The following is a 20297-nucleotide window of genomic DNA, read 5'->3' as shown; positions in this document are numbered from 1 at the left end:
TTGTTCCACTCGAAACTTACGCAAAGAGCTCAACACCACTATGCAAACACCTAAACCTATCAAGCGCGCCCTGTTAAGTGTTTCTGACAAAACCGGCATCGTTGAATTTGCCACGTCACTTAACGAAAAAGGCGTTGAACTGCTATCTACCGGCGGTACGGCAAAATTACTGGCAGAAGCTGGTTTGCCGGTTAAAGAGGTTTCAGAACACACCGGTCATCCTGAAATCATGGACGGTCGTGTTAAAACTCTGCACCCTAAAATTCACGGCGGAATTTTAGGACGTCGTGGCCAGGACGAGGGTGTTATGGCTGAGAACAACATCGCGCCAATCGATCTTGTTGTAGTGAATCTTTATCCGTTCGCTGCTACTGTCGCAAAAGACGATTGCACACTGGAAGACGCCATCGAAAATATTGATATCGGTGGACCGACTATGGTTCGCGCGGCAGCGAAAAACCACAAAGATGTGACCATCGTGGTAAAAGCCGCTGATTACGGTCGCGTACTTGCTGAAATGGAAGAAAACGCAGGTTCACTGACTTACAAAACCCGTTTCGATCTGGCGATCAAAGCCTTTGAGCACACTGCAGAATACGACGGCATGATTGCTAACTACTTCGGTACGCGCATTAATACTGTTGCCTGTGAAACGGGCTGCTGTGAAGCTGAAGAATTCCCGCGTACTTACAACGTTCAGATGACCAAGAAACAAGATCTGCGTTACGGCGAGAACAGCCACCAGTCTGCGGCATTCTATGTTGAGAACGACATACAGGAAGCCTCCGTTGCCACGGCAGAACAGCTGCAAGGTAAAGAACTGTCTTTCAACAACATCGCTGATACCGACGCAGCACTGGAATGTGTGAAAGAATTTGACGTACCTGCATGTGTTATTGTTAAGCACGCAAACCCTTGTGGTGTAGCGCTGGGTGAGAACATCCTTGAAGCCTACGACCGCGCTTTCAAAACCGACCCCACATCTGCTTTTGGCGGTATCATCGCGTTTAACCGTGAACTGGATGCCGACACAGCGAAAGCCATTGTTGACCGTCAGTTTGTTGAAGTGATCATTGCCCCTACTGTTAGTGAAGAAGCAAAAAACATCGTTGCTGAGAAGAAGAACGTACGCTTGCTGGCATGTGGTGACTGGCAGGGTCAACTGACTGAAGGATTCGACTTCAAACGTGTTAACGGCGGCCTGCTGATTCAGGAACGCGACTTCGGCATGGTTGAAATGGACGACCTGAAAGTGGTTTCCAAAGTGCAACCAACAGAAGAGCAATTGCGTGACCTGATGTTCTGCTGGAAAGTGGCTAAGTACGTGAAGTCTAACGCTATTGTTTATGCAAAAAACAGCATGACCATCGGTGTGGGCGCAGGCCAAATGAGCCGCGTTTACTCTGCTAAGATTGCAGGTATTAAAGCGGCTGACGAGAACCTGGAAGTAGCGGGTTCTGTGATGGCATCTGATGCGTTCTTCCCGTTCCGCGACGGTATTGATGCAGCCGCGGCTGCCGGTATCAAAGCGGTAATCCAGCCGGGTGGCTCTATGCGTGATGACGAAGTTATCGCAGCGGCCGACGAACATGGCATTGCCATGGTGTTCACCGGCATGCGTCACTTCCGCCATTAATTTTTGGTTGTTGACGGTAAAGGTTGTGGTTTTCACCACAACCTTTTGCGTTTTTTCAGCAGGTTAATATAACCTAGGGGCAGTTTGTCGTAAGACAATACTGGTTTTGCTTTGCTGTCAGCCGGTGAATAACTCATGTTATTAGCCGAGAGCAAGGTTAGCTGAGTCTGAACCTGCGCCTTAAAGCGCGGGTATAACTCAAGAAATGCGATGCACCGTTTCAACAATCAAGGATAAATTATGAAAACTACGATGCGTGTTGTTGCCGCCTCCCTGCTCGCTGTTTCAGCGTCACTGGCTCCTGTGGTTGCCAGCGCTGATGCACTGACCGACGCTGTGAAAAGCGAAAGCCGTTCTGCTGCCAATAAGGCACGGGATGAGTATCGTCACCCTCAGCAAACCCTGCGTTTCTTTGGCATTGAGCCGGATATGACCGTGGTAGAGATTTGGCCCGGCGGAGGTTGGTATGCCGATATTCTCGCCCCTATGCTGAAAGATGATGGCGACTATGTTGCTGCCCACTTCTTTATGTTTGATGGCGCGCCGCGTTACTACGAGCCGTCGTTGAAAGGCTTCGAAGAAAAGACGCAAGAAGGCGGTATCTATGAAGGTGCTACCATCACTGCATTCCACCCGTCTAAGAGCCCTGACATCGCCCCTGATGGCAGTGCTGATGCGGTGCTGACATTCCGTAATGTGCACAACTGGTACATGGGTGGTGGTAAAGACGGTGTAACCGCTTCGTTTAAGTCTTTCTACAAAGCACTCAAGCCGGGCGGCGTACTGGGTGTTGTAGACCACGCATTACCTGAATCTGCTGCTGACGACGCCATGAAAAGCAGCGGATACATGAAAAAATCCTTTGTCATCGATGCTGCCGAAGCCGCCGGTTTTAAACTGGTTGCCGAAAGTGCAGTAAATGCTAACCCGCTGGACGATGCTGATCATCCCAACGGAGTCTGGACGCTTCCGCCGTCTATGCGCCTTGGCGAAACTGATCAGGAAAAATATCTGTCTATCGGCGAAAGTAACCGAATGACGCTAAAATTTGTTAAACCTGAATAAGAGATAACGGAACGCTTTGATGAACGTACTAGTTATTGGCAGCGGTGGCCGTGAACACGCATTAGCGTGGAAAGCCGCACAATCTGAGTCTGTTACCCACGTTTATGTTGCGCCTGGCAATGCCGGTACAGCCACTGAACCTAAACTGACAAACGTCAACATTGGTGTAACCGACATCGAAGGCCTGCTGGCTTTTGCAAAAGACACCGCCATCGACCTTACCATTGTTGGCCCTGAAGCGCCGCTGGTTGAGGGTGTGGTAGATGCGTTCCAAGCTGCGGGACAGACCATCTTTGGTCCGACTCAAGCCGCTGCGCAACTGGAAGGTTCCAAAGCGTTCACTAAGGATTTCCTCGCTCGTCATAAAATCCCAACGGGAGAGTACGAGAACTTCACCGAAATCGAGCCTGCCCTTGCCTACGTTCGCGAGAAAGGTGCACCGATTGTGGTGAAAGCTGACGGCCTGGCCGCCGGTAAAGGCGTGATTGTTGCCATGACACTGGAAGAAGCCGAAGACGCTATCCGTGACATGCTGGCAGGCAACGCCTTTGGTGACGCCGGTAGCCGCGTGGTTATTGAAGAATTCCTCGACGGCGAAGAAGCCTCTTTCATCGTGATGGTTGACGGTAAAAACGTGGTACCTTTTGCCACCAGCCAAGACCATAAGCGCGCCGGTAACGGTGACTCTGGCCCTAACACGGGCGGCATGGGTGCGTATTCACCTGCGCCTGTAGTGACTCAGGAAATACACGACCGCGTAATGGCTGAAGTGATCCTGCCTACCGTTGAAGGTATGGCAAGTGAAGGTAACCCTTATTTAGGCTTCCTGTATGCCGGTCTGATGATCATGGCAGACGGTACGCCTAAAGTTATCGAATACAACTGCCGTTTCGGCGACCCTGAAACCCAGCCTATCATGATGCGTTTGCAGTCTGATCTGGTGGAAATGTGTCAGTTAGCCTGTAACGGCGAGCTGGAAGGTAAGACTATCGACTTTGATGACCGCGCAGCGGTTGGCGTAGTGCTGGCAGCCGGCGGTTATCCGGGTAGCTACGATAAAGGCGACGTGATCAGTGGTCTGGATAACGCGGCTAAGCTAGACGGCAAAGTATTCCATGCTGGTACTGCTTTGAAAGATGGCGAAGTCGTGACTGCCGGTGGCCGTGTTCTGTGTGCAACCGCGCTGGGTAACAGCGTGACTGAAGCGCAGCAGAAAGCCTATGAGCTTCTGAATGCCATTAGCTGGAAAGATGTGTACTTCCGTACCGATATCGCTTATCGCGCTATTGCTCGTGAGGCACAAGGCTGACTCAGTCTTAAATGAGCATAATGAGAAGGGTGTCTGCGGACACCCTTTTTTATTCCCCGCGCCAAAATCGTTAAGTATTTCTACAAAGAAGAACTAGAAAAACAGCACTAAAGAACGAGTGAAGCGCCTGATTTACCTCATTAAGCTAAGTAACGTGTTTAATTTTGCTGCAAAATGAGGCTGGTTCAAATGGCAAAATTTATTGAACAGATAGAAAAAATACTGCTTATTCTCATCATGCTGGCTACCTTAGTGGCGGTGGGAGATGAAATCCTGCACATGATTGAGTATCGAAAGGTCGAGCTTTCCGATCTGCTGCTACTGTTCATTTATGCCGAGGTGATTGGCATGCTGGCTGCGTACTACAACAGTAGCCGTATTCCCGTTACTCTGCCCCTCATTATTGCCATGACCGCACTCAGCCGCATGATCATTTTGCAAAGTAAGGAACTGGACAAAATCGTTTTGCTTTACGAATCCAGTAGTATTCTACTGCTTAGTATTGCTGCGGTGATCATGAGCCTGAAAGACAAAATCAGTCTTGAGAAGTTACGCAACCGCCATCTTGGTAAACCAGAATAATTCGCTTCAGGCCGCTGTCATAGCGGCCTGCCTCTATAAACGCGCTGAATAATTAACAACTTTGGGGTTGATTTGGCGCTATAATCGTCCTTGATTCTTATTTGCTGCCAGCTTATAACAGTATTCCAACATAACAATTCGTCGATTATGTCAGCCAAACATCCAATTATTGCCATCACGGGTTCGTCCGGTGCCGGTACTACAACTACGACTAATGCTATCAGGCATATTTTCCGCAATCTGAATGTGAATGCGGCCGTTGTTGGTGGAGACAGTTTCCATCGCTTTACCCGTCCTGAAATGGAAGTGGAGATCAGAAAAGCCCAGGAACAGGGGCGTCATATCAGCTACTTTGGTCCCAGAGCCAATGACTTTGAATTACTGGAAACCCTGTTTAAAGAATATGGCCAAACTGGTGGCGGTCAGTTCCGTCAGTATCTGCACACCTTCGACGAAGCCGTACCGTTTAATCAGATGCCCGGTACCTTCACGCCTTGGCAGGCATTACCGGAAAATACCGACTTATTGTTTTATGAAGGCCTTCATGGCGGTGTTAAAACCGAAGAGAATAACGTGGCCCGTCACGTCGATCTGCTGGTAGGCATGGTGCCCATTGTAAACTTAGAGTGGATTCAGAAAATTGTGCGCGACACCACTGATCGCGGCCACTCCCGTGAGGCTGTGATGAGCAGCATCGTTCGCGGTCTCGACGATTACTTCCAATACATAACGCCGCAGTTCTCCCGTACCCACGTTAATTTCCAGCGTGTACCGACAGTAGATACCTCCAACCCGTTCAGCGCACGAGAAATTCCTACCCAGGACGAGAGCTTCGTTGTGGTGCGTTTTCGTCGTGAAATGAAAAACGTGAATTTTCCCTATTTACTGCAGATGATAGACGGTGCCTTCATGTCACGGATTAATACCCTCGTGGTGCCGGGTGGAAAAATGGGTCTGGCAATGGAATTAATCCTTACGCCACTCATTGAAGACATCCTCGATGAGAAGCGTCGCGCGGGCAGTCAAATGGACTGGGTGACCGATCAATAACCGGTTCTTAAGCCGCTACTAAAAAGACTTTTTCACGGTTCTAACTATCACCGTGATAGATAGTGACTATAACGCATTTTCCGCCGTGTACAGCGCAGCGGCCGTTCTGTCGCATGCACAGAAAACGTATAATTTAGTCCTTACATATTGAGGAATAAATTATGCTGGATTATGTGCTCATCGGCATCGCGATACTTGCGCTGATAGGCGTCGTCTTCGAAGAAGTCATTCACGTTAACAAAGCCAAAACCACCCTGTTCTTAGGCACCTTTGCCTGGATTATTCTGTTCATCAACGCTAACCGCGGCCCCGGGCTGGAAGAAGTTAACGAGCATCTAGCAGAAAACATCAGTGAAATTTCCACCTTGTGGTTGTTCCTGGTAGCAGCAATGACGTTTGTTGCCTACCTCAACCGCAAGGGCATGATTGAGAATATGCTCAATGTCATCATGCCGTCGAAAATCACCTTACGAAAACTCATTTTTTTTACTGCCATATTCAGCTTCTGCTTCTCATCGCTGGCCGATAACATAACCGCCACACTGGTATCCATCGCCATGGTACTGTCGCTAGGATTACCCTTTAACCAAACCATGCGGTTCGCGGTGCTGGTCGTGTTCGCGGTGAACTCAGGCGGTGTGTCACTTATCACCGGTGACGTGACCACGCTGATGATATTCCTCGATGGCAAAGTTACCATTACCCAATTGTTACTTCTGATCATTCCGTCGCTATCAGCGGTGCTGCTGTTGGCCACCTTGCTGAGCGTGGGTATGAAAGGCGAAGTGAAAATTAAGAAAACACGTCATGAAATGCGCAGAGTCGATTACGTGATTGCCGGTATATTCCTTACCACCATCGTCACAACCTTGGTGGCAAATGTGCTGTTCGCCATTCCGCCCATGCTGTGCTTCCTGTCGGGTATGGCGGTAATGTTTCTGGTGGCGACCTTCATGGGTGAAGAGCGCTACAACGATCCTATCCTCGACTATATCCGCCTTATCGAGTTCGACACCTTGCTGTTTTTCTTAGGCGTATTGTTGCTGGTCGGCATGCTTGACCATATTCATGCACTGGGTGCACTGCTTGAGGTATACAATGTGCTGCCTTCTACCGGTGCTAACTACGTAATGGGCGTGCTGTCTGCGATGATTGATAACGTCCCGCTCACGGCTGCACTGCTTAAAGCCGATATTCATATGTCTACCCCGGAATGGATGGCGTTTACCTACGCTGTTGGTGTGGGCGGTTCGCTGCTTATTATCGGTTCGTCTGCCGGTATCGTCACCATGAGCAAGGTAAAAGGCCTGACTTTCGCTAAGTATGGGAAGTATGCATTATTGTTACTGATTGCCTATACCTTCGGCTTCGCCATGGTACTCGGAATGGGTGAGTTAATGCTGTAATCACAGCACCAACTGAAACTATTTGTAACACTCCTCGGGCATTTGCATCATCTCAAACGCTTTTGTCCGAGGTTTGTTCTGGTTATAGTGAGGGTAAATAAGGACTCCTGCGCTTTTTTTGCGTAAGGTCTGATAACAATCCTCCGGCGCCGTTTCGCACACCGAAAAGTGGTAAACGATGAGCTAGCCGAAAAAACCAGGAAAGACAGTCATGGGTCAGGAAACATCCAAAATTCTTGTTGTTGATGATGATATGCGTCTACGCAGCCTGCTTGAACGCTATTTGGTTGAACAAGGCTTTCAGGTGCGTAGTGCCGCCAATGCAGAACAAATGGATCGTTTACTGGAACGCGAAAACTTTCACCTGATGGTGCTCGACTTAATGCTGCCCGGTGAAGATGGCTTGTCTATTTGTCGACGTATGCGACAGGCTGACAACGATATGCCCATTATTATGCTCACCGCCAAAGGCGATGAAGTCGACCGCATTATCGGTTTAGAAATGGGTGCCGATGATTACCTGCCCAAACCGTTTAACCCCCGTGAATTGCTGGCCCGTGCAAAAGCGGTACTGCGCCGCAAAACCACCGAAGCGCCGGGCGCTCCCTCTAAAGATGAACAAATCATTGAGTTTGGTGAATACAGCCTGAATCTGGCTACCCGGGAAATGACCGCAGCCGGTAAACCTTTGTCGCTCACCAGCGGTGAATTTGCCGTGCTAAAATCTCTGGTGACCCATCCCCGTGAACCGCTATCACGTGACAAGCTGATGAATCTGGCTCGCGGTCGCGATTACAGTGCATTGGAACGTAGCATCGACGTACAGGTTTCTCGTTTGCGCCGGATGCTAGAGAAAGATCCTGCCAGCCCCCGTTATATTCAAACCGTGTGGGGCTTAGGATACGTTTTCGTGCCCGACGGTGGTGCGCACGCATAACCTGGCCTTTCGAATATGCGTATTCTCCCTAAAAGCGCTTTTGGGCAGACCGTTCTGCTCATTGGGGTACTGCTGCTGATTAACCAGGTCGTGTCTTACCTGTCGGTGACATACTACTTCGTGCGTCCTACTACTCAGCAAATCAGTAGCCTGCTGGCCACACAGGTACAAAGTATTCAGTCGCAAAATCTGATCACCGCCCCCTTAGAGCAGCGACGGGAGTATGCGAAACAAACCAAAGTATCCATCATCACCACCGAGCAAGCGCTGCAGGAAGGGCTACAACAAGCTACCCATTATAACTTCATGTCTTCTCAGGTTTCTGCACAAATTGGTGTCAAAGCCGATGTCCGTATTAGTTCTGCGGAAACAGCTGTGGGTTCAGAGCCCTACAGGGTATGGATATCACTGAGCACACATCCCAACATCTGGGTGAGTATTCCATTGGTTGGCGGCAACAGTTCTAAATTATCACCACCGCCGACTATGTATTTGATGGTGATTGGTATTTTGAGTGTAACTGGTGGTTGGTGGTTTGTACGCCACCTGAACCGCCCGCTTCAGGCACTGCAACAAGCAGCATTAAAAGTGGGTAAAGGCCAGTACCCGCCGCCGCTAAAGGAACAGGGCAGCAGTGAAATGCGTGAGGTTACCCGGGCCTTTAACCGCATGAATCAGGGCATTAAACAGCTAGAGGATGAACGGACGCTAATGACAGCGGGTATATCCCACGACCTGCGTACGCCACTCACCCGCATTCGCTTGGCATCAGAAATGTTACCGGAAGAAAGCGACTGGATTCGAGACGGTATCAATGACGATATCGAAGATATGAATGCCATCATCGACCAGTTTATTGAATACGCCCGTAATGATCGCAGCGAAGCCTGGGAAAACATTAACCTCAACGCGCTGATAAAAGATCTGGTTAAAGCGCATGAGCGCTACGACACGCATGATGTCACCCTTAAGTTAACAAGTCTGCCTGACGCCCCGGCGCGGAAAGTTGCCCTTAAACGGGTGCTGGATAATCTCATAGAGAATGCGTTCCGTTATGGCAGCGAAAAAGTCTCTATTTCGACTTTCTTTGATGCCAAAGCACAACGGGTTTATTGCCGCATTCGCGACCACGGGCCGGGCATCCCTGAAGACGCACTGGATGACGTATTCATGCCATTCAAGCAAGGCGATATTGCCCGCGGCTCGTTGGGTTCTGGATTGGGCCTGGCGATCACCCGCAAAATTATCAACATGCACTTCGGAGGCATCACCCTGCGCAACCACCCCGAAGGCGGCCTCGTCGCCGAGTTCTGGCTTCCGCGCAATCGCTGAATTGAGCACCGCCTGCTGTCGTCGGGACGATGTTCATCCCAAAAACACGGCGTAGACCCATCCATGGGGCCTCGACTGCCGCATCCCTGCGGCAGACGGTTTTTGGGATGAACATCTTACCCTCCTGCGCAGACTACTTGCTCTTTTCAGGCATTGAGAAGTGGCAGGCTTAGAAGAAAATACTAGCCACAAACCTTGCTGCAGCTTATCTATAGCAGACGGCTTCTGATACCCATATCTCCCTCACCTGCAAGACCTTGTTCTGCTTCTAAGACTGACGTTCACAAAGATCGCGAATATCGCCCTTCCGAAAAATGGCGATGTTAACCAACCGAGGCCCGCGCTTTTATCTGGCGGCTGTAGAACCAGGTCATGGTCCATAGCCATATTCCAGCGATGGGTATGATCCAGAAAGCAGTTTGCAGGCCGCTGATATTGGCCCAGAAGCCAGTGGTGAATGAGGCGATTTGTACGCCAAGGGCGTTACCGATCATAGAGATGCCCGACAGTACCGGGCCTTTGCCTGCATCTACGTTCATTGCCGCAGAGAGTACCAGCGGGAATAAACCGCCGAGGCCAAATCCGAGAAGGAAGTTGAATGCGCCAATGGCGAAAGTGCCTTCAGCCAGTTTGATACCCAGCGCACCGGCTAACATCAGAGTAACCAATATGGTCATCAAGTGGTTAACGGAGAAATAACGCAGGAACCAGGCAAAAACTAATCGGCTCAGGGTCATGCCCGCAGTAAAACAAGCCAGCAGATTTCTCGCCTGTTCGCCATCATAGCCACCATCTTTCGCATAGCTAACAAACCAGTTGGCGTTGCCGAACTCTACTGCGCCATAACCAAAACTGACCAGGCACAGCAACATAAATACCGGCTGTTTCAGCATTTCGATATATTTCAGTGAGGTTTTTGGCGCTTTAGGCTGTCCGGCAGTGAGCTTCTTATTGCGGCTGGCGATCATAAAGATATAGGCCGATAGGCACAGCAACATAAACGTGAGCAGTTGCAACGGCTTTTGCCATTCATGCCATACCCAGTACACCAGCGTGACATAGAACGAGGCGGCGAAAGTGCCCAAACTGAACATGAAATCCATAATGCCCATCATGGCAAAACGCTTTTCCACATAGAGCTGCGCAATCAATGTGTGACCAATAGTAATTACCGCCGAGCTCACCACACCGACAACAAATACCATAATCAGCAAGCCCTGCCAGGTGTTCATCAGCGACATGATGAAAATGAGAACGGCATCTACCGCACACAACCAGGCCAGCAGATAGAGGAAGTCGAACTTGGTGACGTACTTGCCGCCGAAAATAGCTCCTAGCATCATCCCGAGGGAGAACAACAAAAAAAGGGCACCGCTGACGGTTTCAGACATCGCCAAATCTGTCGCCATTTCCGGTAGCAATACGCCCCACAGAATGAACAGCATGCCAAACAGGAAAAAGCCACTGAAAATGACGGTGGTGACCGGGCGGCGATCCATAAATACTCCGGAGATTAAACGTCAGTATCGGCGTTCACGGTAACAAACCGTGGAATATTGAACGCAATCGCAATAACACCGAATACAAACAGCAACATGGGATACCAACAGTACATAGAAACCGACAATGGCGATAGTCCGCCCACTGCCGCAATCGTCAGGATTTGTGCCCCGTACGGTACCACCCCTTGAAACGCACAAGAGAATACATCAAGAATACTGGCGGTACGACGAGGGTCGACACCGTATTGTTCATTGAGGTCTTTTGCTATTGGGCCGGCGGCAACGATGGAAATAGTATTGTTCGCCGTAGAGAGATCCAGCAAGCTGACCAGCGCCGCTATGCTGTATTCTGCGCCCTGACGACTCTGAACCCGACGAGTCAGCGTGTTAATAAGCCAGGCAATGCCGCCATAAGCATGCATCAGCGCCACGATGCCACCAATGGTTACCGCAATCAGCGACAGGTTTTGCATCCAGCCAATGCCGGTCTGAATACTCTGCCACATCGCCATCGGTGCGAAACTTCCCACCAAGAGTCCAATGATCGCCGCAGAACCGATACCGATGGCCAACACCAGTACCACATTGAGTCCAATCAGCGCACAAATGATAATCAGCATATAGGGCAGCATGCGCACCACATCGTAGTCGCCTTGTTGCAACGTACTGGTATCGGCAACGGGTACAAACATCAATAAAATGAAGGTGATGATCGATGCCGGCAATGTGATCAGTAAGTTCGCTTTGAATTTATCAGTGAGCTTTACGCCCTGGCTACGCGTTGCAGCAATCGTGGTGTCAGAGACAAACGACAAGTTGTCACCAAACATAGCGCCGCCCACCACGACACCGGCGAGCAGTGCAGGAGAAACGCCAAGCCCTTCACTCAAACCAAGACCGATAGGCGCAAGTGCGGTAATCGTGCCGGTGGATGTGCCCATAGAAAACGAGATGAAACAGCAAATCAGGAACAATCCCGGCAGGATCATGGGGGTAGGAATAACGCTGAGCGCCATATTCACCGTAGCATCGCGCGCACCAATATCGATTGTCAGAGAGTAAAATGCGCCCGCGAGCAGAAAAATGATAACCAGTAGAATGATATTCTTGTTGCCCGCACCCTCACAAAACCGCCCGATCTTTTCATTCAATGATAGCCGCTCACCTTTTGGATTAAGAATGAGTGCATAACCGGCAGCGAGAAACAGCGCCACCAACACAGGCATAGCAGTAATATCGTCGGTGATAAGGCCAGCGCAAAGCACAACGGCAACGAAAAACAGAATAGGGGTTAAGCCCAGAAACTGGGGAGCGGGTGGTTGTTGCACGGGACCTCGGTAAGTGGCGTTAAGTTAATCGGAAACCGTGCGATTTTAGCGCAATTCTCCTACCGGGGTGAACAAGACAAACCAGTAAAAACCGTCGCTTGCCCCGAAAAGTCGACGATTTTGGGCAGAACAGTCCATAAAATAGCATTTTCTTTGGAAAAACGCGGTGAGATTAACGAAAAAAGCCCGCGAACAGGTCGCGGGCAATAACGTCGATTAACGTCGGATAGAAAGCAATCTAGAAGCCTGGTCCGGCCTTAACAATGGCTTCACTCACATCATATTTTTTGAAATTAGCCTGGAAGTCGTTCACCAGATTTTCTACATAGGTCTGGTAAGCCGTCTGATCGGCCCAGGTTTCAGAGGGTACTAACAGCTTGCTGTCCACACCGGGCACAGCAAGCGGCACGTCCAGGTTAAGGCCATCGATATGTCTGGTTTCGACAATAGCCAGTTCGCCAGACACAATGGCGTCGATCACGGCGCGGGTTGTAGGAATATCAAAACGCTTACCGGTTCCGTAAGGGCCACCGGTCCAGCCGGTATTTACCAGGTACACTTTCGCACCAAAGCTTTTTACTCGCTTAATAAGCAGCTCAGCATACACGCCTGCAGGACGCGGGAAGAATGGCGCGCCGAAGCAAGTGGAGAAAGTAGACTCGATATCAGCCGTTGAACCTATTTCTGTAGAACCTACTTTCGCGGTATAGCCACTCAGGAAATGATACGCCGCCGCTTCTTCGCTAAGTACAGAGACAGGGGGGAGCACACCACTGACATCACAGGTGAGGAAAACCACAGAGCGCGGCTCACCGCCCATGTTCTCGGCAACGCGTTTCTCGACATGTTCCAGCGGATAGGCCGCGCGAGAGTTTTGAGTCAGGCTGACATCGGTATAATCTGGTGTGCGATTGTCATCTAATACCACGTTTTCCAGAATGGTACCGAAGCGGATTGCATCCCAGATAACAGGTTCATTTTTCTGCGACAGGTCGATACATTTTGCGTAACAACCACCTTCGATATTGAAGACGCTACCCGGCGCCCAGCCGTGTTCGTCATCGCCAATTAGGAAGCGTTTAGGGTCAGCAGACAATGTGGTTTTGCCTGTGCCAGACAATCCGAAGAACAAGGTAACATCACCTTCTTGTCCCACGTTGGCAGAGCAATGCATAGGTAACACTTCTTTCGCCGGCAGCAAAAAGTTCTGTACGCTAAACATGGCTTTTTTCATTTCCCCGGCATAACGCATACCGGCTAAGAGTACTTTTTTCTCAGCAAAGTTGATGATTACGGTACCATCGCTGTTGGTACCGTCGCGCCCAGGTTCGCAGGTGAAGCCGGGGACATTCAGAATTTGCCAGGCTTCTTTTCCTTGCGGGTTCCAGGTTTCGGGTTGAATAAACATATTGCGGGCAAAAACGTGCTGCCAGGCGGTCTGCGTTCTCACAATAACGGGCAAGGCGTGCTCAGGGTCAGCGCCCACTTGAAGGTGAGAAAGAAAGTACTCCTGGGAACTGATATATGACTCAACCCGAGCCCACAGTGCATCAAACTTATCCGCATCGAATGGCTTGTTGACCTTGCCCCAATCAATATCAGCCTCAGTGGAAGGCTCTTTAACGATAAATCGGTCAGCCGGTGAACGACCGGTCCGGCGGCCCGTTTCAATCACCAAAGCGCCGTTGTCGGCAAGTATACCTTCGCCTCGCTTAAGGGCGATTTCAATAAGTTCTGCTGAGTTGAGATCAGCCATTACATTGACTGCTGATTTCGAATTGATGAGTGGTGCGGCGGTCATTTAGTAAGCCCTCTAGTAAGTTTTCAATTTAACTTTCAAAAATCCATCTTAGTTAAATTGTATATAAATTAGGGCACAAGAAAACATCACGCTAACAAATAGCGACTATTTTTTGATCTAAATTACATCTTGTAGAAATAAACTTTCAGAAATGATGAGTAAAAAAGAATGGCACGACTTATATCCACCTGATATTTAATAAGTTAACAACATGAAATAAGAGTTGTAGTTCGAAAACAGCAATTACAGATTTTGTAGTATTTTTAGAACCGTGCGCAAACAGCAGAGCCTATTTGCGCACGTTGCCAGAAAACGCGCTTACTGATCTTTGCGGGTTTCGATAAACTGACCGTTATGTATCGCTTCCACGTCTACACTGTCGAACACGTATTCAGCGTGACAGTACTGGCAATTCATCTTAATTGCGCCATCTTCCTCAATGATCTGCAGTAGCTCATCTTTATCGACGTTTCGTAAGGCATCGGCACTACGCTGCTTCGAACATGAGCAGGCAAAGCTAACAGGATGCGAAGGATAAACCTCCACTTCTTCCTGATGATACAAGCGGTAAAGAATATCGTTTACCGGCAAACCAAACATTTCCTCTTCGGTCAGCGTTTCCGTCAGCTTACAAACGTGATCAAACTGTGTGTCGTTCTTCACATCGGTATTGGCAGCTTGACTTGGCAGCACCTGAAGCAGCATACCAGCAGCACGTGCGCGAGTTGGCTCACTCATGTCAGTCATCAGTGTGACTTTCGTCGCCAATTGTTCAGACTGTGTGAAGTATTCTTCGAGACACTCTGCCAGCGTGGGCTTATCCAGCGCGACTACGCCTTGATAGCGTTCGCCTTCCTGGGGAGTAATAGTGATAACCAGTACAGCGCTATCCAATAATTCCTGGAAGCTCTCTGGTAGTACGCTTAAAGATTCATCCCAGCGCGCCACGCCACGCATGGTGTAATCATGCGTCGCATTAATAACCGCATAGTTTACCGGCCCTTTGCTTTGAATTTGCAGACCAATTTCACCTTTAAATTTCAGGATCGCGGTTAGCAACGTCGTAGCCGCCGCCATTTCGCTCAGTAGACGCTGAATTTGTACCGGGTATTCCACACTGTGCACAATTGGCTGTAAGCTTTCTTCTAATCGCACCAGTTCACCGCGAACATTGGCGGCATTTAGCAGAAAGCGATGTAACTCATCATAGTTGCTCATGAAATCTATCCTGTCAGTGCAGCCTATTGCTGCTTAAATTTAATAATTTGTCGGCGTTGCTTTTTATCCGGACGATTTTCCGGTCGCGGACTATGAAAGGCACTCAATTTACGGGCCTCCTGATTTGATTCCCGCTGCGCTACGCTTTCGGCTGTTTCTTCGTAAAGTGCCTGGGCCAAAGGTGCGCTAAGCCGCTTTTCGCTCAAGCCCAACACTTTTATTTCTTTAATATCCCAGCCCGCCGGAACTTTTATCATTGCACCGGGCTCTACGTTTCGGCTTGGTTTTGTTCGCTGACCGTTATAGTGCACCTTTCCTGCTTGCACCATTTCACGGGCGATAGCACGGGTTTTAAACAATCTTGCAGCCCATAGCCATTTGTCCAGGCGGACTGTTACATCTGTATCGTTAGCGTCACGATTGCTCATGTAATATTTTTGTCACTCTTACGTTTTAGTGTTGTGACCCGCGCCTCGACTAGGCTATGATGGGTCGGCTATAGTGGGTTTTACCCGCACTCAATTTAATAATAAAAGTAATAATAAAAGCAGTACGTACGACGGATCGCATGACACTAACCAAAATTGATTCTCAGTCTCTGGCAACCTTCTTCAGCCGGCACCAGAAACAACTAAATCTTTTAGTTGTTGTACTGCTGAGCGTCTATTTATTAGCGTTCGCAGCGAAGCTAATATGGCGAATTATACCCGAACCGTCTGGCCCTGCCACACCAGCCACCTTGTCTTCTGCGCCGAAACCTGTCGCATCTGCGCAACGTGGGGTCAATGTTGGTGGATTACAACAGTTAAATTTATTCGGTACGGTTAACCAACAGGTTGCCCCAGTTGAAGAAGAAGTCGATACCGACGCCCCAGAAACCAAATTGAATCTCACCCTTACGGGTGTGGTGGCCAGTTCCTCAGTGAATGAAGGAACGGCAATTATAGAAAATCGCGGTGTACAAAATGTGTATGGTCTGGGTGAGAAAATTGAAGGTACCAACGCAACCCTAGACCGGGTAATGAACGACCGTGTCATCATTAAAAATGGCGTTCGTAAAGAAACCTTGATGCTTGACGGCGTAGACTACGATGAAGCAAACCGTAAACGTGCCGCCGCCAACGACACCACCCGCCGCGTTGCACCGCCAGTAAGACCTCGCGTTCCACCGCCTAAAAATGCCGTTACCATAGACGAAGATGTGTCATCTTCGTTACGTGAAAGCCCTGGTAGCTTTACAGATTTCATCGCGATCACGCCGAAAATTGGCGATGGTCAGCTTATTGGATACGAAATAAAACCGGGGAAAAACCCGTCTTTATTTCAATCAGCCGGTTTACAAGCTGGTGACGTTGTTATTCAAATCAATGGACTTGATTTGACAGATACCCAGCAATCAAAGGAAGCCATGAATGATTTGCGTCAGGCCGACACCATTGAACTGACGCTGACACGTGATGGCGAGTACATTACCATTTATCTGGAAATGCCAGAGCCGGGTAATGAATAATAAAAGTAGGAAGACAGAGTCATGAGGCAATCGAGCCGGAAGATATTCTCGCGGATCACAGCAGCAATCTGCGCCGCTGCACTTTGCGTGTCTGCAACAGCTGCAGAGTACATGCCTAACTTCAAAGATACCGACATTAACGAGTTCATCTCGATTGTGGGTAAAAATCTGAAAAAAACCATTATTGTGGGCGATGGTATACGCGGAAAAATCAGCGTACGCTCCTACGATATGCTTAATGAAGAGCAGTACTATCAGTTCTTCCTCAACGTCTTACAGGTTTACGATTTTGCTGTGGTAGAAATGCCCAGTGGAGTGCTGAAAGTCGTGCGCGCAAAGGAGGCAAAGACCTCCAATATTCCGGTTGTTGAAGGCACTTCCATGGACGGTGATGAAATGATCACCCGCGTGGTTCCCGTATACAATGTACCTGTTCGGGAACTGGCCCCCATCCTTCGCCAACTCAACGATCAGGCCGGCGGCGGTAACGTTGTGGCCCACGATCCTTCCAACGTAATGATGCTGACAGGCCGCGCAGCGGTGGTAAACCGCTTAGTAGAAATTATCGAGCGAGTTGACCGCGCCGGTGACGAAGAAGTTGAAATTGTTAAATTGCGTTATGCGTCTGCCTCTGAAATGGTACGCATTATAGACAGCATCAATAAATCTCAGGGCAAGGCTGCCAACACCGGTAAGTCTGAACCCCGCGCCGTTGCCGATGATCGTACGAACTCCGTTATCGTTTCAGGCGACGCCAAAGCCCGCAGCCGTATTGTAAATCTGATTCAACGCATGGATCAGGAACTGGAAACCAGCGGTAATACCCGCGTTCTATTCTTAAACTACGCCAAAGCAGAAGATCTGGTTAAAGTGCTGCAAGGTGTATCGGCCAGCATTCAAGCCGAAGAACAAGGCAATGGTCAAACTCGTCGCAGTGGATCTAACCGAGAAATCAGTATCGACGCCCACGAAGATTCAAACGCTGTGGTTATTACCGCCGAACCTGACATGATGCGCTCACTTGAAGAAGTGGTTCGTCAGCTCGACGTACGTCGTGCGCAGGTACAGGTAGAAGCCATCATCGTTGAAGTGTTTGAAGGTGACGGTGCTCAACTTGGCGTGCAATGGGTGTCTGAAGAAGGTGGCGGTACACAGTTTACCAATGGTGTTGTGCCAGTAGGCTCGCTTGCGGTTGCGCTCAAACAAGCTGAAGATGAGACCACCACCGAAGCGTATATCACTGACGAAGGTAACGTGGTTCAGATCGATTCCACCGAGGAAGGCGATTATACCGCGCTGGCTAGCTTGCTAAGTGGCGCGAATGGTCTTCTTGCTGGGGTGATCAAAAACGGCTGGGGTGCAGTGGTTCAAGCCGTTAGCAGCGATACCAATTCGAACGTTCTGGCAACACCGCACTTAACCACCATGGATAACGAAGAAGCCTTCTTTATCGTGGGTCAGGAAGTGCCTATCATCACCGGTACCACCACGGGTTCAAACAATTCCAATCCATTTACCACGGTTGATCGTCAGGAAGTGGGAATCAAGCTGAAAGTGACGCCACAAATCAACGAGGGCGATGCGGTTCAGTTAACTATCGAACAAGAAGTATCCAGCGTAAGCGGTGCCACCAGCGTGGATATATCCATCAACAAACGTCAAATCAAGACCACAGTTATTGTGGATGATGGCGGCACGATTGTGCTTGGCGGCCTGATTGATGAAGATGTTCAGGAAAGTGAACAGAAGGTGCCTATCTTAGGTGATATTCCTATTCTTGGTCACCTGTTTAAATCGACCTCCACCAGCAAGCGTAAACGTAACCTGATGGTATTCTTGAAGCCGACGATAGTGCGTGATGGCGTGCGCATGAACGACATCAGCCGTCGCAAGTACAACTATATTCGTGCGCAACAGCTTAAACGTCATGATGAAGGCGTATCGCTGATGCCATATCAAGAGCAGCCTTCTATGCCCAAGTGGGATGATGACATGGCGCTGCCGCCGTCTTTTGAAGAGTACATTCTGGAAAAAGAGAAAAAGGATAACGACTAATTATGGCTGCGACTGAAGACCCGCTCGAGCAGGCTATCGCAGCGCAGGAAGAGGCTATGGATAGCCTGTCAGATGAAGAACTGGCAGAAGAGGCCGGACCGCGTCAGCTTAGCTTTAGCTTTGCCAAGCGCCACCATGTATTACTTGAAACCAATACCGATCCGGCCACCCTATACTTCACCGAAGCCACGCCGTTCACCGTGTTTGCTGAAGTACGCCGTTTCTATGGCGAGCCTTTTACTATTGCTGAGATCCCACAGGATAAATTTGAAGGTCTGCTGACCCAGGCGTTCCAGCGTGACTCGTCTGCAGCTAAGCAGCTTATGGAAGATTTGGGCAACGAAAGCGATTTGTTCTCGTTAGCCGAAGAACTCCCTGACACCGAAGACCTTCTCGATAGCGAAGACGATGCCCCGATCATCAAACTGATCAACGCCATGCTCGGCGAAGCCATCAAAGAGGGTGCCTCCGATATTCATATCGAAACCTTCGAGAACCAGCTTATTGTGCGCTTCCGGGTTGACGGTGTACTGCGCGAAATTCTTCGCCCGAATCGTAAGCTGTCTTCCATGCTGGTATCCCGTATTAAGGTTATGGCGAAACTCGATATCGCCGAGAAGCGGGTACCGCAGGATGGCCGTATTACGCTGCGCATTGCCGGTCGCGCGGTAGACGTGCGGGTTTCCACCATGCCATCTAACCACGGCGAGCGCGTAGTACTACGTCTGTTAGATAAAAACAATGCGCGACTGAATTTAGAAGACCTGGGGATGACCAAACGCATCCGCGATGTATTCTCAGAGCTTATCCGCAAACCACACGGCATTATTCTGGTAACCGGCCCCACAGGTTCGGGTAAAAGTACCACCTTGTATGCAGGTTTAACCGAGATCAACTCGAAAGACCGCAACATTCTAACGGTGGAAGACCCTATCGAATTCGATCTTCCTGGCATTGGTCAGACCCAGGTTAATCCGCGGGTAGACATGACTTTCGCCCGTGGCTTACGGGCCATTCTCCGCCAAGACCCTGACGTTGTGATGGTGGGTGAGATTCGGGATATCGAAACTGCCCAAATTGCGGTTCAGGCCAGTTTGACCGGTCACTTAGTATTATCCACACTGCACACCAACACCGCATCTGGTGCAATTACTCGATTAGAAGACATGGGTATCGAGCCATTCTTAATGTCGTCGAGCTTGTTAGCAGTGCTTTCGCAACGTCTGGTGCGCACACTCTGCTCTGAGTGCCGGGTGCCAACGCAGCCTACCGAACAACAAGCAGAGCTACTGGGTGTGAAGCCGGGTGAACCTCTGCCAACAATTTATCAGCCAAAAGGCTGTGCTGCCTGTAATCAAACCGGTTATCGAGGCCGAACCGGCATCCACGAGTTGTTGCTGGTTGATGAATCCATTCGAGGCATGATGCACGACGGTAAAGGCGAGCAGGCGATAGAGAAATATATCCGACAACATACCCCGAGTATTCGTGAAGACGGTTGCAGCAAGGTACTGGCCGGCATGACTTCGTTAGAAGAAGTGCTGCGTGTTACCCGCGAGGATTAAT

Annotated in this window: 16 protein-coding genes; 11 read left to right on the top strand and 5 right to left on the bottom strand. The window is 49.6% G+C overall.

The genetic code is table 11. The features are described 5' to 3' along the window. Window positions 1–40: 40 nt before the first annotated feature. The 8 genes from purH (at window position 41) to envZ (ending at window position 9317) form a co-directional block, all read left to right on the top strand. Window positions 41–1636 (top strand): bifunctional phosphoribosylaminoimidazolecarboxamide formyltransferase/IMP cyclohydrolase, encoded by a 1596-nt coding sequence (gene purH / locus ACXAFQ_RS05600; protein ID WP_474818706.1) that lies wholly within the window; start codon window positions 41–43, stop codon window positions 1634–1636. A gap of 240 nt (window positions 1637–1876) precedes the next feature. Next, window positions 1877–2701, top strand: a complete 825-nt coding sequence (locus tag ACXAFQ_RS05595) for a class I SAM-dependent methyltransferase (RefSeq protein ID WP_474818705.1) — start codon at window positions 1877–1879, stop codon at window positions 2699–2701. Between the two features lie 19 nt (window positions 2702–2720). Continuing rightward, window positions 2721–4010, top strand: coding sequence for a phosphoribosylamine--glycine ligase (purD, locus tag ACXAFQ_RS05590; protein ID WP_474818704.1), 1290 nt, complete (start codon window positions 2721–2723; stop codon window positions 4008–4010). 189 nt (window positions 4011–4199) lie between these two features. Continuing rightward, entirely contained in the window at window positions 4200–4592 is a 393-nt protein-coding gene (locus ACXAFQ_RS05585; protein ID WP_083273121.1) for a phosphate-starvation-inducible PsiE family protein, read from the top strand. Window positions 4593–4739: 147 nt separating this feature from the next. After that, the gene (locus tag ACXAFQ_RS05580) at window positions 4740–5642 is read left to right on the top strand and encodes a phosphoribulokinase (protein ID WP_070126378.1); all 903 of its coding nucleotides are present in this window, start codon (window positions 4740–4742) and stop codon (window positions 5640–5642) included. A 161-nt stretch (window positions 5643–5803) separates the two neighbouring features. Continuing rightward, entirely contained in the window at window positions 5804–7048 is a 1245-nt protein-coding gene (gene nhaD, locus ACXAFQ_RS05575; protein ID WP_474818703.1) for a sodium:proton antiporter NhaD, read from the top strand. Between the two features lie 211 nt (window positions 7049–7259). Continuing rightward, entirely contained in the window at window positions 7260–7985 is a 726-nt protein-coding gene (ompR, locus tag ACXAFQ_RS05570; RefSeq protein ID WP_070126376.1) for an osmolarity response regulator transcription factor OmpR, read from the top strand. Window positions 7986–8000: 15 nt separating this feature from the next. Then, the gene (gene envZ / locus ACXAFQ_RS05565) at window positions 8001–9317 is read left to right on the top strand and encodes a two-component system sensor histidine kinase EnvZ (protein WP_474818702.1); all 1317 of its coding nucleotides are present in this window, start codon (window positions 8001–8003) and stop codon (window positions 9315–9317) included. 323 nt (window positions 9318–9640) lie between these two features. On the opposite strand, the gene ACXAFQ_RS05560 is transcribed toward envZ, so the two are convergent. From ACXAFQ_RS05560 to hslR, 5 genes are all read right to left on the bottom strand, one after another. Then, window positions 9641–10816: an MFS transporter gene (locus ACXAFQ_RS05560; protein WP_474818701.1), complete on the bottom strand. Its 1176-nt coding sequence runs from the start codon at window positions 10814–10816 to the stop codon at window positions 9641–9643. A 14-nt stretch (window positions 10817–10830) separates the two neighbouring features. Next, entirely contained in the window at window positions 10831–12147 is a 1317-nt protein-coding gene (locus ACXAFQ_RS05555) for a Na+/H+ antiporter NhaC family protein (RefSeq protein ID WP_474818700.1), read from the bottom strand. Between the two features lie 238 nt (window positions 12148–12385). Beyond that, on the bottom strand, window positions 12386–13948 hold the full coding sequence (locus ACXAFQ_RS05550) for a phosphoenolpyruvate carboxykinase (protein ID WP_474818699.1): 1563 nt from the start codon (window positions 13946–13948) through the stop codon (window positions 12386–12388). Window positions 13949–14266: 318 nt separating this feature from the next. Next, window positions 14267–15166, bottom strand: a complete 900-nt coding sequence (hslO, locus tag ACXAFQ_RS05545) for an Hsp33 family molecular chaperone HslO (RefSeq protein WP_474818698.1) — start codon at window positions 15164–15166, stop codon at window positions 14267–14269. A gap of 23 nt (window positions 15167–15189) precedes the next feature. Then, on the bottom strand, window positions 15190–15594 hold the full coding sequence (hslR, locus tag ACXAFQ_RS05540; protein WP_474818697.1) for a ribosome-associated heat shock protein Hsp15: 405 nt from the start codon (window positions 15592–15594) through the stop codon (window positions 15190–15192). A 140-nt stretch (window positions 15595–15734) separates the two neighbouring features. On the opposite strand from hslR, the gene gspC reads away from it, so the two are divergent. From gspC to gspE, 3 genes are read left to right on the top strand one after another with little or no spacing between them, the layout of a single operon-like run. Continuing rightward, entirely contained in the window at window positions 15735–16676 is a 942-nt protein-coding gene (gene gspC, locus ACXAFQ_RS05535; RefSeq protein WP_474818696.1) for a type II secretion system protein GspC, read from the top strand. A gap of 21 nt (window positions 16677–16697) precedes the next feature. After that, window positions 16698–18731 (top strand): type II secretion system secretin GspD, encoded by a 2034-nt coding sequence (gene gspD / locus ACXAFQ_RS05530; protein WP_474818695.1) that lies wholly within the window; start codon window positions 16698–16700, stop codon window positions 18729–18731. Window positions 18732–18733: 2 nt separating this feature from the next. Next, complete coding sequence (gspE, locus tag ACXAFQ_RS05525) at window positions 18734–20296, top strand: type II secretion system ATPase GspE (RefSeq protein ID WP_474818694.1); 1563 nt, start codon at window positions 18734–18736, stop codon at window positions 20294–20296. Window position 20297 lies beyond the last annotated feature (1 nt).

This window comes from Alteromonas sp. ABH2_165, from assembly GCF_056159945.1.
Note: the sequence above shows the minus strand (reverse complement) of the source record. Positions and strands in the feature narration are given on the sequence as shown.

Coding starts and splice junctions, on each gene's coding strand:
- purH (WP_474818706.1), top strand. CDS start 41: ATGCAAACACCTAAACCTATCAAGCGCGCCCTGTTAAGTGTTTCTGAC.
- ACXAFQ_RS05595 (WP_474818705.1), top strand. CDS start 1,877: ATGAAAACTACGATGCGTGTTGTTGCCGCCTCCCTGCTCGCTGTTTCA.
- purD (WP_474818704.1), top strand. CDS start 2,721: ATGAACGTACTAGTTATTGGCAGCGGTGGCCGTGAACACGCATTAGCG.
- ACXAFQ_RS05585 (WP_083273121.1), top strand. CDS start 4,200: ATGGCAAAATTTATTGAACAGATAGAAAAAATACTGCTTATTCTCATC.
- ACXAFQ_RS05580 (WP_070126378.1), top strand. CDS start 4,740: ATGTCAGCCAAACATCCAATTATTGCCATCACGGGTTCGTCCGGTGCC.
- nhaD (WP_474818703.1), top strand. CDS start 5,804: ATGCTGGATTATGTGCTCATCGGCATCGCGATACTTGCGCTGATAGGC.
- ompR (WP_070126376.1), top strand. CDS start 7,260: ATGGGTCAGGAAACATCCAAAATTCTTGTTGTTGATGATGATATGCGT.
- envZ (WP_474818702.1), top strand. CDS start 8,001: ATGCGTATTCTCCCTAAAAGCGCTTTTGGGCAGACCGTTCTGCTCATT.
- ACXAFQ_RS05560 (WP_474818701.1), bottom strand. CDS start 10,816: ATGGATCGCCGCCCGGTCACCACCGTCATTTTCAGTGGCTTTTTCCTG.
- ACXAFQ_RS05550 (WP_474818699.1), bottom strand. CDS start 13,948: ATGACCGCCGCACCACTCATCAATTCGAAATCAGCAGTCAATGTAATG.
- hslO (WP_474818698.1), bottom strand. CDS start 15,166: ATGAGCAACTATGATGAGTTACATCGCTTTCTGCTAAATGCCGCCAAT.
- hslR (WP_474818697.1), bottom strand. CDS start 15,594: ATGAGCAATCGTGACGCTAACGATACAGATGTAACAGTCCGCCTGGAC.
- gspC (WP_474818696.1), top strand. CDS start 15,735: ATGACACTAACCAAAATTGATTCTCAGTCTCTGGCAACCTTCTTCAGC.
- gspD (WP_474818695.1), top strand. CDS start 16,698: ATGAGGCAATCGAGCCGGAAGATATTCTCGCGGATCACAGCAGCAATC.
- gspE (WP_474818694.1), top strand. CDS start 18,734: ATGGCTGCGACTGAAGACCCGCTCGAGCAGGCTATCGCAGCGCAGGAA.